We start from the raw sequence: 12,797 nt of genomic DNA, 5'->3' as shown, positions 1-12,797 counted from the left end.
CGGGCGATTCGGCTCAACAGAATCGCTGGCGTGCATTGTCACGAAATTTAGTATAAATCGTGACCAGCAGATTGCAAAAAACCCATCGGGTCTCGCGGGCCATTCTTGACGGGCACCCTGCTTTCAGCCTATAGGCTCGCACCTTCCAAGGACTTCTGGTGTCCGGCGGCGCGGGATCTGCGAAGCAAACCCGTTGCTTTTGACGCTTTGACGCCGTTTTTGACAATAGGATCGAAACCATGTCGCGCCGTTGCGAACTGACTGGCAAGGCCGTGATGAGTGGCCATCTCGTGAGCCACTCGAACCATAAGACCAAGCGGAAGTTCCTGCCGAACCTCTGCAATGTCACGCTGCTCTCCGACACGCTGAAGCGGTCGGTGCGCCTGCGCATTTCCGCCAACGCGCTCCGCTCCGTCGAGCATCGTGGCGGTCTCGATGCCTTCCTCGCCAAGGCGAAGGGTGACGAGCTGTCGCAGAACGCCCGTACCATCAAGCGCGAAATCGAGAAGAAGCTCGCTGCCGCGAGCTGATCCTTCGATCACGGCATGTTGCAGGCGGGTGGCTCTTGGGGCTGCCCGTTTTGCGTTTTCGGCCAGCCCTCAGGTGGTTCTCATGCGCGCCTTGACCCCATCCGACCGTCGGGACTTCGGCATCGCCCTTGCGGCCATGACGCTCATCGTGCTGGCGTCCAATATTCTGGTTCAGTATCCGTTCGGCCATCTGGGCCTGCAGGATTATCTGACCTGGGGCGCGTTCACCTATCCGTTCTCGTTCCTGATCACCGACCTGTCGAACCGCCGCTTTGGCCCCGCCGGCGCGCGGCGTGTGGTCTATGCGGGTTTCGTCCTGGCGGTGGTCCTCTCGGTGGCCCTGGCGACGCCGCGAATCGCCATCGCGTCGGGCGCCGCCTTCCTGGTTGCCCAGCTGCTGGATATCCGGATTTTCGCCCGCCTGCGTGATCGCGCCTGGTGGCTGCCGCCCTTCGTCTCCTCCGTCATCTCGTCGGCGCTCGACACCGTGCTGTTCTTCTCGATCGCATTCTATTGCGGCCCGATCCCCGGTCTCGGCCTGACGATCTCCGATCTCATGGGAAGCGTGGGCATCGCCGACAGCTGCATCGCCCTGCCCTGGACGAACCTCGCCATGGCCGATTACGCCGTGAAGCTGCTGCTCGCCGCCCTGTCGATCGCGCCTTATGGGGCCGTCCTTGTGCTGATGCGGCGGCTGTCGCCGCAGCGCGCCTGAGCCCGCTTATCCGACCAGTGCGAATTCCAGCAGCAGCGTGCGCTGGAAGCCGTTGAAATTGTCGTCGGAGATCATCGTCAGCACCGTGTCGGCGCCCTCCCGGTGGACCGACAAGCCTTCCATGTTGTCGATCTGCTGCGACGCGTCGCTCTGGAAGATGACGGCGCCATCGAGGCGACGTCCCGCCCGGATGGCGTCGGTCGGAACGCGACGGAGGCGGGTGGCGAAGCCCGAAAAGAGCGAGAACCGCCGCTCCAGCAGCACCAGTTCGCCGGTCGGCAGGAACGCCATGTCGGAGATATCGAAGCCGTCCGAGCGGCTGACCTCGAAGGTCCCGCGCGCCGGCCCGGTCAGGATGTAGCCCCGCGTCGGCGTCTCGTCGCCCGGCGACGACCGTTCGGCCACCGCCAGCACGGCGCCGGCGAGCGCCGAGCCCGGCGGGGCCACGGCCAGGGCCTCCAAGCCCGCATTGCCCGGCAGGCTCCTGGTCTCGTCCGGGATCCGGATCAGGTCCCCGCCCGACAGAACCTCGCCGTTCCAGGAAAAGCGCATGACGGCATGATGGCGCTCGATACCGATGAAAGCGGTGGTGCCCGAAATCGCCAAACTTTCCGTGTCGTAGTAGCGCGACGCGCGCAGGAGCTTTCCATTGGCGAAGGCGAGCGGCGAGAGCACCGGCGCGGCGAGCCCAGTCATTCGTCCGTCAGCCGTTGCGACGCGGGCGCGCAGCCATTGGGCGTTGTCGGACAGAGCCACCAACTCGCCGCCATCGGCGGAGCGCCACAATCCCGAGAACCCGCCGAATTCCCGGGCGCTGGATCGCAGGTGCAGCCCGGACCGGAAAGCCAGTTCGCCAAACCTCACCCGGTCAGGTTCGGCGACCGAGAAGCGGTCGATGGAGGTGGCCTGGATCGGGATGGATGTCGGTTTCGGAAAGACCGGCGGCCGCTGCGCCCAAGCCGTGCCGGCCAGCGTCACCGCGCCGACCGTTCCGCCGCCGAGCAAAAACGAGCGACGGCTCAGCCTCATCGACGGGTAGCGGTCACGCGAAGGCCTTGCGGCGTGCGCCGCGCGCCGTCGAGGGCGCCTTTTCCTCGAACAGTTCGGCGAGCTTCTCGGTCATCACGCCACCAAGCTCTTCCGCGTCGACGATCGTGACCGCGCGACGGTAATAGCGGGTGACGTCGTGGCCGATGCCGATGGCGATCAGCTCCACGGGCGAGCGGGTCTCGATCTCCTCGATGACGTAGCGCAGATGCCGCTCGAGGTAGTTGCCGGGATTGACCGACAGGGTGGAATCGTCCACCGGCGCGCCATCCGAGATCACCATCATGATCCGGCGTTGCTCGGGACGGGCCAGCAGGCGTTTGTGGGCCCAGTCCAGCGCCTCGCCGTCGATGTTCTCCTTGAGGAGGCCCTCGCGCATCATCAGCCCGAGATTCTTGCGCGCCCGCCGCCAGGGCGCATCGGCGGATTTGTAGATGATGTGGCGCAAATCGTTGAGACGCCCGGGATTGGCGGGTTTGCCGCTCTGCAACCACGATTCCCGCGCCTGCCCGCCCTTCCACGCCTTGGTGGTGAAACCCAGGATCTCGACCTTCACGCCGCAACGTTCGAGCGTGCGCGCCAGAATATCGGCGCAGGTCGCCGCTACCGTGATCGGGCGTCCGCGCATGGAACCGGAATTGTCGATCAGCAGGGTCACGACGGTGTCGCGGAAGTTCGTGTCCTGCTCGTGCTTGAAGGTCAACGGCTGGAACGGGTCCATCACCACCCGCGGCAGCCGCGCGGGGTCAAGCGTCCCCTCCTCGAGATCGAACTCCCATGCCCGGTTCTGCTGCGCCAGAAGGCGGCGCTGCAAGCGGTTCGCCAACCGGCCCACCACGCCCTGCAGATGGGCGAGCTGCTTGTCCAGATAGGCGCGAAGGCGCGTCAACTCATCCGAATCGCAGAGTTCCTCGGCAAAGATGACCTCGTCGAACTTGGTGCTGAAAGCCTTGTAATCCGGCCCGCGATGGTCGTTGGCGCGGGACGGCGGACGCATGGATTCGGCGGCGTTCTCGGAATCGGCCTCGTCGGCTTCATCGGGCATTTCCCCGGACGGCCCGTCCGAATCCTCGCTCGCCCCCTCCTCCATCTCGTCGCTGGCGTCCTCGCTGACCTCCATGTCGGCGCGGTCGCCTTGCGATTCCTGCTCGGATTCGCCCTCGCCCTGCTGTTCCTGCTGATCGCTGTCGTTCTCTTCGTCATTGTCCTCGTCGTCGGAATCAAGCGACGAGTCGTCGGCCATCTCCAGCGACGTCAGCAGATCGCGGATGCCGCGGGCGAAATCGCGCTGGTTTTCGATGTTCTTGAGGAGCGCATCGAGATCCTCTCCGGCGCGCTCCTCGATGAAGTCGCGCCACAGCTCGACGAGTTTCGAGGCGGCAGCCGGCGGCCTTGCACCGGTGAGGCGCTCGCGAACCATCAGGGCGACCGCATCCTCGATGGGCGCATCCGCCCGGTCGGTGATGTCCTCGAACTTGCCGCCGCGGTGATAGCGGTCCTCGAGCATCGCCGTGATGTTGGACGCCACACCGGCCATGCGGCGGGAGCCGATGGACTCGACGCGCGCCTGCTCGACCGCATCGAAGACAGCGCGGGCGGCCTGACCTTCGGGCGCGAGCTTGCGATGCAGCGTGCCGTCATGACAGGCCAGCCGCAACGCCATCGAATCCGCATTGCCCCGCAGGATGGCCACGTCCTCGGCCGTCAGCCGCCGGGGTGGCTCCGGCAGGCGGATCTTGTCGCCCATGAAGGCGGGCCGGTCCGACGCGAAGGTCACCTCGAGGTCGGGCTTTCGCGCCAGGGCCTTGATGCAGCCGGCGATGGAGCGCTTCAGCGGCTCGGCCGGCGCTTCTTTTTTCTCACCTGGCTTGCGGTTCGAGAGGGACATTGAGATCCTTACGACAGGGCGATGTTCACGGAGCTCTCGGGCAGTTCCTTGCCGAACGAACGCTGGTAGAATTCAGCCACGAGCGCCCGCTCGAGTTCATCGCACTTGTTGAGGAACGTGACGCGGAACGCGAAGCCCGTCTCGCCGAAAATCTCGGCGTTCTCGGCCCAGGTGATGACCGTGCGCGGGCTCATGACGGTGGAGAGATCGCCGTTCATGAAGGCGCTGCGGGTGAGATCGGCCACCCGCACCATCTTGTTGACGATGTCGCGCCCGTTCGGGTCTTCCTGATAGTGCTTCGCCTTGGACAGGACGATATCGACTTCCTTGTCGTGCGGCAGGTAGTTGAGGGTCGTGACGATCGACCAGCGGTCCATCTGACCCTGGTTGATCTGCTGGGTGCCATGGTAGAGGCCCGACGTATCGCCGAGGCCGACGGTGTTGGCGGTGGAGAACAGCCGGAAGGCGGGATGCGGCCGGATCACCCGCTTCTGATCGAGAAGCGTCAGCTTGCCGGCCTGTTCGAGCACGCGCTGGATCACGAACATCACGTCCGGGCGGCCGGCGTCGTATTCGTCGAAGACCAGCGCCACGTTGTTCTGCAAAGCCCAGGGCAGGATGCCATCCTGGAAGGCCGTGATCTGCTTGCCGTCCTGCAGCACGATGGCGTCCTTGCCGACCAGATCGATGCGTGAGACATGGCTGTCGAGGTTGACGCGCACGCAGGGCCAGTTCAGCCGCGCCGCCACCTGCTCGATATGGGTCGACTTGCCGGTGCCGTGGTAGCCGGTGATCATGACGCGGCGGTTGCGCGCAAAGCCCGCCAGGATGGCAAGGGTCGTCTCGCGATCGAACAGGTAATCCGGATCGAGATCCGGCACGTGCTCGTCGCTGGACGAGAAGGCAGGAACATCCAGATCCGAGTCGATTCCGAAGACTTGCCGCACGGACACCTTCATGTCGGGCAAAAGGGTCGCGGGTTCGGTACTTGCCATGATCTCGGGCCTCTCGGTCGGTTTTTGTCGGATTGTCACAAGCGCTGAGGGTGTCTTAACAACCTCACCCGGAGGGCGCAAACCTCATTGGCGCATTCCAGGACTGTCTCGCGGGGCTTTTTTTCAGGTCATCCCGGCGGTCTTGAGCACATCATGCGCCTTGATGATGTCGCGGAGCCGTTCCTCGAAGGACCGGTCGCCGCCATTGGCATCGGGATGGAAGCGCTTCACCAGCAGCTTGTATTGCGCCTTGATGGCGGGGCCGTCGGCGGTCTCGTCGAGGCCGAGAACGTCCAGCGCGCGCTTGGCCGCTCCCGTGTAGCGAGGACGCTTGGGCTGGGCGGGAGCGGGCCGAAAGCGAGCCTGCGTGAAGTCCTTCCCATGGAGCACACCCAGCGGATCGCTATAGGCCCATTCGCGCGGGAGGTGCGGCGACCCGTCCTGGGCGGCCTTGCTCGTGGGGTTGACGCCCATGGCCCACGTCGGCCGGTGACCGATCACCGCGTCTTTCTGGAACGCCACCACGGCGTTGTCGGACATGCCCGCGAAGTAATTGTAGGAGGCGTTGTACTCGCGCACGTGATTGAGGCAGAACTGCCAGTACTTGCCCTCCGCATCCCGGCCCTTGGGCGCGCGGAATTCCCCGGCCAGATTGCACGCGGGGTGGTCGCAGACCGGACCGGTGGTTTCCCGCGGCTCGTCGCGAGCGGGCTTGATTCGGATCCGGTTGAAGAAGGGCGAGTTGAGATTCATGACCTGGCGATTATGAGTGGCTTGAGGCAAAGAGCCAAGGCCCGAGCGCTTTTGGCCGCAGACCGGATAGAAAAGGGAACCTTGAGACCATGACACTGTCCGACTGGATCACCCAAATGCTGCAGCAAAGCCTGCAACCCACGCGCCTCGACGTCATCGACGAATCAGAACAGCATCGCGGACACGGCGGCTTTCGGGAAGGCGTTCAAACGCATATTCGTATCCATATCGTGTCCGATGCCTTCACCGGCAAGAGCAGGCTGCAGCGTCACCGCCTCGTCAACGAGACGCTGGCAGGCGCCTTCGACCGGGGCCTCCACGCGCTCGCCATCGACGCGAAGGGACCCGGCGAATAGGCCAAGACCTCACTTGATCCGTTCGAGCACGCTCACGTAATTGGCGACCGCTGCCCCGCCCATATTGAAGATCCCGCCCAGAACCGGGCTCTTCACCTGGATCCCGCCGGCCTCCTCGCAGAGCTGCATGGCCGAGAGCACATGCATGGAGACGCCGGTGGCGCCGATCGGATGCCCCTTGGCCTTCAGGCCGCCGGACGGGTTGACCGGCAATTTGCCGTCCCGGTTGGTCCACCCTTCCTTAACGGCACGAGCCCCCTCGCCGCGCGGCGTCAGACCCATCGCCTCATATTCGATCAATTCGGCGATGGTGAAGCAATCGTGGGTTTCGACAAAAGACAGGTCGTCCAGCGTGATGCCAGCCTGGGTCAGCGCGCGCTGCCAGGCTTCGGTGCAACCCTCGAAATGGACGATGTCACGCTTCGACATCGGCAGAAAATCCTGCGCGTGAGCGGTCGCCCGGAAGGCCACGGCGCGGCGCATGCGAAGCGCCGTCTCCGTATCGGCCAGCACCAGGGCTGCCGCTCCATCCGAGACGAGCGAGCAATCGGTGCGCTTCAGGGGGCCGGCCACGAATGGATTCTTGTCGCTCTCCGCGCGGCAGAAATCGTAGCCCAGATCCTTGCGCATCTGGGCGTAGGGATTGTCGACGCCGTTCTTGTGGTTCTTGGCGGCGATCAGCGCCAACGCATCGGACTGATCGCCGTAGCGCTGGAAATACTGGCCGGCGATCTGGCCGAATACGCCGGCAAACCCGCCCTTGGTGTCACCATCCTCGGGGAGGTAGGAGGCTTTCAGCAGGATGTTGCCGATCTCCGGACCCGGCGTCGTCGTCATTTGCTCGACGCCGACGACCAGCACCGTCCTGGCGCGCTTGGCCTCGATGCTCTTGATCGCCTGGTGAACCGCCGCCGATCCCGTCGCGCAGGCATTCTCGACCCGGGTCGCCGGCTTGAAGCGGAATTTGTCGCTGGCCTGGAAGACCAGGGAGGCGGTGAAGTCCTGCGCCGAGAAACCGCCGTTGAAATGGCCGAGGACGACCTCGTCCACATCTTCCGCCCCGATGCCCGCATGCGCGAGGGCCTCATTCGTGACCCGCACGATCAGGCTTTCGACCGTCTCCGTGTCGTGTTTCCCGAAGGGCGTATGGGCCCAACCGACGATGCAGGCTGTCATGGCGATCTCCGATAAGGCGTTGAACGCAAGATGGGGTTATTTTACCAAGCCAGCAAGGGCGGCGCGGTCGAGGAGCCTCTCTAACAAGCGTTTGATTTTTCTCAAACTGCCGTTCGAAGGAGCCATCCGCATGATCGAGGTTGTGGTGGGGCTGATCCGGGATGAGAGGGGCCATGTGCTGCTGGTCCGGAAGGCCGGGACGCACGTCTTCATGCAGCCGGGCGGCAAGCGGGATCCGGGCGAGGACGATCTCACGGCGCTGGCGCGGGAACTCGACGAGGAACTCGGTTGCGGCATCCTGCCAGGCTCGGCCCGGCCATTGGGCCTCTGCGAAGCTGAGGCCGCCCATGAACCGGGACGTCGTGTCCGGGCGGCCGTTTATGCCGTCGCGGTGACAGGCCGGATCTCCTGCAAGGGCGAAATCGCCGAGTCCCTGTGGCTCGACCCGTCCGCGCCGGGGGACGTTCCGCTCGCCGCCTTGACGCGCGACAGCATCCTGCCCCTGGCCCGGGCGATCAATGACGAAACGTCAGCGCTGACCGAGCAATAGGAGCCCGACTCCGAGGATGATGAGCACCATGCCGGCCAGCTCCCGCCGCGTGGTCACGTGCCCCATGAAACGCTGTGACACGAGCTGGGCCATCACGACCTCGACGAGGGCCAGGGTGCGCACATTGGCGGCGGTGGTGAGCGCAAAGCCGATGAACCAGAACTGGGACGCCAGCGCGCCGAGAAAGCCCGCGCCCAGCGACGGCCGCCAGGCACCGAAGCTTGCCAGAAGGGCCCTGCGGTCGAAAACGCCAAGCCAGGCGACGAGGATGGCAGTCTGGAGACCCAGGCCCCAGGCGAGCGTCGTCGTCGCCCGCATGACGGACGAACCCTGGTCGAGCGACAGGATCGCCCCCCTGAAGCCGATGGCCGCCAGTGCGAAAAAGGCCCCGGACGCAATGCCGAAGATCATCGGGCGCAGGCCCGCATGCTTGAGGTCCGTGCCGGGCTTGATGGACATCACCAGCACGCCGGCAGTTGCGATGACGATCGCCATGGCGATCTGGGGCGTGATGTGGTCGCCCAGAAGGACAAGGCCGAAGAGCGCCACCTGGACCGGCTCGGTCTTGGTGTAGGCCGTCACGACCCCGAAGGAGCGCTGTCGCATGGCCGACAGCATCAAGCCGGTGGCCAGGATCTGCGAGACGGCGCCCGCCAGCACATAGGCGAAGAATTCCGGATTGACCGCGGGCAGGATCTCTCCGCCGATCAGGCGCAAAAGCGCGAGCGACAAGAGCGCGAAGGGGAAACCGTAGAGAAACCGGACCTGGGTGGCGCCGACCGTTCCGATTGTCTCAGTCAGGCGGCGCTGCGTCGCATTCCGGGCGGTCTGAGCGGCCGCGGCCACGAGCGTGACGGGGATCCAGAGGAGGGAGAGGCTCATGGTCGATCTTCAATTCGCGCAACTCTTGCCATGCTCTTGCCATGGAATCTTCAGACAGGGAGGAGGTTAGAGGCGAAAATGCTCTCCCGGCCTAGTCAAATCGGCGGTCCGGGACTAAAAATGCCTCGACAAGACAAGCGGGGCCGCTGCGGCGCACTCCCCTTTTTCCGCTGTTTTGACTTTGGAGCCGTGTCGCATGAGCGCCAATCGAGCCGTTCGTCTTGTAGCGTTCGCCATCGCCGCCTTCACCAGCGCAACGGCGCTTGCAGGTGGGCCGGCGCTGGTGGTCGAACTTGAATCAGGCAAGGTGCTCCATGCGGAGCGCGCGACCGACCCGTGGTTTCCGGCCTCCATCACCAAGCTGATGACCACGTACGTGGCGCTGGACTTCATCCGCACCAATCAGGCGAGCCTCGAGACCCTGCTCACCGTCTCGGACAGCGCAGCCGCCCAACCGCCTTCCAAGATGGGCTTCAAGCCTGGCACCCAGGTCCGCCTCGACAACGCCCTCAAGATCCTGATGGTGAAGTCGGCCAATGACGTCGCAGCCACGATTGCCGAGAATCTCGGCGGCTCCATCGAAGGCTTTGCAGACCTCATGAACAGCAACGCGGTCCGGCTGGGCATGCGCGACAGTCACTTCGCCAATCCGCACGGGCTGCCGGACGAGCGCAACCAGACCACGGCGCGCGACATGGCGATCCTCGCCCGCGCCCTTTTGACGGAATTTCCCGCCTACCAAGAGCTGTTCCATATCGGGGCGATCCAGTACGGCCGCCGCATCATGCGCAACACCAACGGGCTCATCGGACGCTATCCGGGCGCCGACGGCATGAAGACCGGCTTCATCTGCTCGGCCGGCTTCAACGTGGTGGCGAGCGCCACCCGCAACGGACGCCATCTCATCACCGTGGTGATGGGCGCGCCCTCGGCGAACGAGCGGACCATGAAGGCTGCCGAATTGTTCGACCGGGGCTTCAACAACCAGGCCGGCTGGACGAGCCCGACGCTTGCCGCCCTGCCCGCCTCCAACGCCACCTCCCCGCCTGACATGCGCTCGGTCATCTGCGACCGGCGTGGCCCGATGCCCAAGGAAGAGGACAGCCCGACAACGCTTGCCGGGGACAATGGCGGGGTTCCGAATCTCTTCTCGTCCGACATGCTCGCTTTTGCCGGTGGAGCCCAACCCCTGCGCACGAGCCTGGGACCGCGCTCGGCCGTCCAGCCGGAGCTCGTCTGGGTCGGCCTGAACCCACCCTCCGAACGCGATCTCGCGGCCGAGGCCGCCAAGGAAGAGGCGGCCCTCAAGGCGAAGGACGCCAAGGCCCAGAAACTCAAGGCCGCGCAGGAAAAAGCCGCAAAGAGCAAGGGCAAGAAGGACAAGTCCGCTGTGGAGGCGGTGGCGACCGACGATGCTGCGGACGACAAGCCGGCCGCGTCCAAAGGCAAGGCCCGGGCCGTCATCAGCGTGAAGCCTGTCGCCGGGCAGGCCGCAGCGCCCGCTGCCAAGACTTCGGGGGACAAGACTTCGGGAGACAAGACTTCGGGAGACAAGACTTCGGCGGCCAAGACCCCAGCGGCCAAGACCTCGACTGACACGGCGAGCCCTGCCAAAGCGGCGCCGGCCAGGAATGCCGCCGTGAAGGATCCGGCCCCGGCGAAGGATCCGGCACAGGCAGGCAAGGCCGCGCCAGTCACCGACCCCAAGGCCAAGCCGAAGAAAGCTGCCGTTCCGGCAAAGCCCAAAACCACCGTCGAATAGACGCTGGACCAAGCCCCCGGGACCGGAACCGGCGGCAGGGACCTTGCAATCGCGCTGGAAGCAGGCGAACGGTGGGCTCCACCGTGGTCGCCGCATGTTCTCCTCATTCGCCTCACATGGCCTCCTGCTCGCGCTTGCTTCTGCGAGCCTCTATGGCCTGAACATTGTCTATGCCGGGGCGGCGTCGCTGGCCGGCGTGCCGGGGCCTGCGCTCGTGGTCTACCGGGTCCTGCTGATGCTCGTGCTGATCTCGGCCGCGTCAGTCGTGGCGAAGAGCCGGATGAAGGTCGCGGAGGGCGAACGCGGCATCGTCCTGGTGCTGGGCTTGTCGACGGCCGCGGTAGGGCTCTGCTACCTGTCGTCGGTGGCCTTTATTCCCGTCACCGTCGCGGCCGTGCTGTTCTATGCCTATCCCTCGCTGATCGTGCTTGCCAGCCCGCTTGTGGAGGGTACGCCGCTGACCGCCCGCCTGCTGGGCGTCGTGGCGCTGGCCCTGCTGGGCGTTGTGATGGTGGTGGGGCCCGCGTTCGATCATCTCGATTGGCGGGGTCTGGCGTTGGCGCTGGCGGCGGCCGCCGCGACCGCCACGCAGTTCTTCGCCGCCGCCCGCTGCCGCAAGACCCCCATCGTCGCCAAGGTGTTCTGGGTCCACCTGATCGTGCTGCCGACAGCGCTTGCCGTCGGCATGCTCACCGACAGCCTCGTGTCGCCGCGCATGTTGGCCTTTGCTCCGCTGGCGGTGGCCATGACCATCGGCGGATATCTGTTGGGATTCCTGTTGCAGGTCGCCGCTCTGGGCCGCCTTTCGGCGGCGACGGCCGGGATCGCCTATTGCATCGAGCCCGTCGTCTCGGCTGTCGCCTCGACCCTCGTGCTCGCCGAGACGCTGACACCGGTACAAATCCTCGGGGGCTCCCTCGTGCTTTGCGCCATCGTCACCAATATCATCTCGGAGCGGCGTCCCGCCGCGCCTCTTGTTCCAACGGATTGAACCGATGTCCGACCGCCCCGCCGGCCCGCTGCCGCCCATTCCGCTGACAATCCTCACCGGGTTTCTGGGGGCGGGAAAGACGACGCTGCTCAACCGGCTGGTGCAGGACCCGGCGATGCACGACACCGTCGTCATCATCAACGAATTCGGCGAGATCGGTCTCGACCATCTGCTGGTGGAGACGGTCGACGACGGGATGATTCTGCTGTCCGCCGGGTGCCTGTGCTGCACCGTGCGGGGCGACCTGATTTCGACGCTCGAGGATCTCCTGCGCAAGCGCGACAATGGCCGCATTGCGCCGTTCCGCCGCGTCATCATCGAAACCACGGGCCTTGCCGATCCGGCGCCGATTTTGCACGCGGTCCTGTACCATCCCTATCTGTCGATGCGGTATGCGGTCGAGGGCGTCGTTACCGTGGTCGATGCGGTCAACGGAGAGCGCACGCTGGACGCCCATCGCGAGGCCGTCCGACAGGCGGCGGTGGCCGAACGGATCGTCATCGCGAAAGCGGACCTCCTCGCGGACAAGGCCGATCTTGCTCGCCTGCGCGACCGACTGCAGGCGCTCAATCCCGGCGCGCGGATCCTGAGCGCGGATGCACCCGTCGAGGCGATCGTCGCCGGCGGCCTGTTCGGCCTCGACGGCAAGATCGCGGATGTGCGTGACTGGCTCAGCGCGGAGGCGGTCGAGGAGGCCGAACAGAGGCACCACGCGCACCAGCACGGCCATCACGCGCACGGGCATGGGGGCCATCATCATCATCACGACGTGAACCGGCATGATGCCGGCATTCATGCCTTCTGCCTCACCAGCGAGCGGCCGATCCGACAGGGTGCGCTCGACACGTTCCTCGATTTCCTGCGTTCGTCGCAAGGCGCGAAGCTGCTGCGGGTGAAGGGTCTGGTGGCAATCGCCGAGGACCCCGAGCACCCCGTCGTGATTCACGGCGTCCAGCACGTCATCCATGTCCCGGCGGTGCTGCCGCGCTGGCCGAGCGAGGATCGCCGCAGCCGGGTCGTGTTCATCGTGCAGGACCTTGCCCGCGAGCCGGTCGAAAAACTCTGGAATGCCTTCATCGGCGCACCCGGCATCGATCAGCCGGACGCCGCGGCGCTGTCCGACAGTCCTCTCTCGCTGCGGCGCTAGCGGCG

General features: G+C 65.4%; 13 protein-coding genes. 7 read left to right on the top strand and 6 right to left on the bottom strand.

Annotation, left to right across the window (positions count from 1 at the left end; all coding sequences use genetic code 11):
- Positions 1–239 precede the first annotated feature (239 nt).
- Together rpmB and J4G32_RS12125 are read left to right on the top strand one after the other, a co-directional pair.
- Positions 240–530, top strand: a complete 291-nt coding sequence (gene rpmB, locus J4G32_RS12130; RefSeq protein ID WP_210493190.1) for a 50S ribosomal protein L28 — start codon at positions 240–242, stop codon at positions 528–530.
- Between the two features lie 82 nt (positions 531–612).
- Entirely contained in the window at positions 613–1,245 is a 633-nt protein-coding gene (locus J4G32_RS12125) for a queuosine precursor transporter (RefSeq protein ID WP_210493183.1), read from the top strand.
- A 6-nt stretch (positions 1,246–1,251) separates the two neighbouring features.
- On the opposite strand, the gene J4G32_RS12120 is transcribed toward J4G32_RS12125, so the two are convergent.
- The 4 genes from J4G32_RS12120 to J4G32_RS12105 form a co-directional block, all read right to left on the bottom strand.
- Positions 1,252–2,274, bottom strand: coding sequence for an esterase-like activity of phytase family protein (locus J4G32_RS12120; protein ID WP_210493174.1), 1,023 nt, complete (start codon positions 2,272–2,274; stop codon positions 1,252–1,254).
- A gap of 13 nt (positions 2,275–2,287) precedes the next feature.
- On the bottom strand, positions 2,288–4,180 hold the full coding sequence (gene cobT / locus J4G32_RS12115; RefSeq protein WP_210493169.1) for a cobaltochelatase subunit CobT: 1,893 nt from the start codon (positions 4,178–4,180) through the stop codon (positions 2,288–2,290).
- An 8-nt stretch (positions 4,181–4,188) separates the two neighbouring features.
- Positions 4,189–5,175: a cobaltochelatase subunit CobS gene (gene cobS / locus J4G32_RS12110; protein WP_210493159.1), complete on the bottom strand. Its 987-nt coding sequence runs from the start codon at positions 5,173–5,175 to the stop codon at positions 4,189–4,191.
- A 123-nt stretch (positions 5,176–5,298) separates the two neighbouring features.
- Entirely contained in the window at positions 5,299–5,928 is a 630-nt protein-coding gene (locus tag J4G32_RS12105) for a J domain-containing protein (RefSeq protein ID WP_210493145.1), read from the bottom strand.
- Between the two features lie 89 nt (positions 5,929–6,017).
- On the opposite strand from J4G32_RS12105, the gene J4G32_RS12100 reads away from it, so the two are divergent.
- Positions 6,018–6,284 (top strand): BolA family protein, encoded by a 267-nt coding sequence (locus J4G32_RS12100; RefSeq protein WP_210493136.1) that lies wholly within the window; start codon positions 6,018–6,020, stop codon positions 6,282–6,284.
- A 9-nt stretch (positions 6,285–6,293) separates the two neighbouring features.
- Here the strand turns inward: J4G32_RS12100 and J4G32_RS12095 are convergent, their stop codons facing one another.
- On the bottom strand, positions 6,294–7,460 hold the full coding sequence (locus J4G32_RS12095) for an acetyl-CoA acetyltransferase (RefSeq protein WP_210493131.1): 1,167 nt from the start codon (positions 7,458–7,460) through the stop codon (positions 6,294–6,296).
- Between the two features lie 130 nt (positions 7,461–7,590).
- On the opposite strand from J4G32_RS12095, the gene J4G32_RS12090 reads away from it, so the two are divergent.
- On the top strand, positions 7,591–8,010 hold the full coding sequence (locus J4G32_RS12090) for an NUDIX hydrolase (RefSeq protein ID WP_210493126.1): 420 nt from the start codon (positions 7,591–7,593) through the stop codon (positions 8,008–8,010).
- On the opposite strand, the gene J4G32_RS12085 is transcribed toward J4G32_RS12090, so the two are convergent.
- The gene (locus J4G32_RS12085) at positions 7,990–8,892 is read right to left on the bottom strand and encodes an EamA family transporter (protein WP_210493121.1); all 903 of its coding nucleotides are present in this window, start codon (positions 8,890–8,892) and stop codon (positions 7,990–7,992) included. The genes J4G32_RS12090 and J4G32_RS12085 overlap by 21 nt on opposite strands.
- A gap of 196 nt (positions 8,893–9,088) precedes the next feature.
- Here J4G32_RS12085 and J4G32_RS12080 point away from each other — a divergent pair, with 196 nt between their 5' ends.
- From J4G32_RS12080 to J4G32_RS12070, 3 genes are all read left to right on the top strand, one after another.
- Positions 9,089–10,654, top strand: a complete 1,566-nt coding sequence (locus J4G32_RS12080; RefSeq protein WP_210493116.1) for a D-alanyl-D-alanine carboxypeptidase family protein — start codon at positions 9,089–9,091, stop codon at positions 10,652–10,654.
- 94 nt (positions 10,655–10,748) lie between these two features.
- Positions 10,749–11,645: a DMT family transporter gene (locus tag J4G32_RS12075; RefSeq protein ID WP_210493111.1), complete on the top strand. Its 897-nt coding sequence runs from the start codon at positions 10,749–10,751 to the stop codon at positions 11,643–11,645.
- Positions 11,646–11,649: 4 nt separating this feature from the next.
- A complete protein-coding gene (locus tag J4G32_RS12070) occupies positions 11,650–12,792 on the top strand; it encodes a CobW family GTP-binding protein (RefSeq protein WP_210493105.1) in 1,143 nt (380 codons plus the stop codon).
- Positions 12,793–12,797: the final 5 nt, after the last annotated feature.

Origin of the sequence: Microvirga antarctica, from assembly GCF_017921815.1 — a bacterium.
Taxonomy (GTDB): domain Bacteria; phylum Pseudomonadota; class Alphaproteobacteria; order Rhizobiales; family Beijerinckiaceae; genus Microvirga; species Microvirga antarctica.
This window is presented reverse-complemented; position numbering and strand designations above follow the sequence as displayed.